Annotated in this window: 1 protein-coding gene; it reads right to left on the bottom strand. The window is 54.4% G+C overall.

From position 1 onward, the window contains the following. A partial coding sequence (locus I6F37_RS41895; protein WP_225154658.1) for a ParA family protein occupies nucleotides 1-390 on the bottom strand: 390 nt, incomplete at its 3' end. Nucleotides 391-417 lie beyond the last annotated feature (27 nt).

Here is a 417-nt window from a genome sequence, read left to right as displayed (position 1 = left end):
GAGTAAGGAGGTGTGATGAACGCGGTCCGGCATGATGCAGGGACTGAGGGCAGGGAAGCTGGTTCTGATCAGCTGCTCCTGCTCGAGGATTTGGTTGATCTTCTCTGGGTCCGTGGTGCGCGGAATGCGATTGAAGATAACCTTGACGCGCTCTGACTGCCTGAGCCATTCGAGATCGGGGTACATTTCGGACATCACATCGCGGATGAGCTCGATGCCGCGTACTGAAAATGTGTCAAGCGTGACCGGCGCGACGACGTAGTCAGCGACCGCAAGTGAACAAACTGTCGTGAAGGTGCTGCACGGGTTCGTATCCAAGATTACGAATTTGTACTGCTCTTTAGCTTTGCGGATGAACTCCTTAAAATTCGCAAGGATCGCTCTCGCCATGGCTGGACCGGAGATGACACCGAACCT

It is taken from the genome of Bradyrhizobium sp. NBAIM08, from assembly GCF_020193935.1.
In the GTDB taxonomy this organism is placed as follows: domain Bacteria; phylum Pseudomonadota; class Alphaproteobacteria; order Rhizobiales; family Xanthobacteraceae; genus Bradyrhizobium; species Bradyrhizobium yuanmingense.
This window is presented reverse-complemented; position numbering and strand designations above follow the sequence as displayed.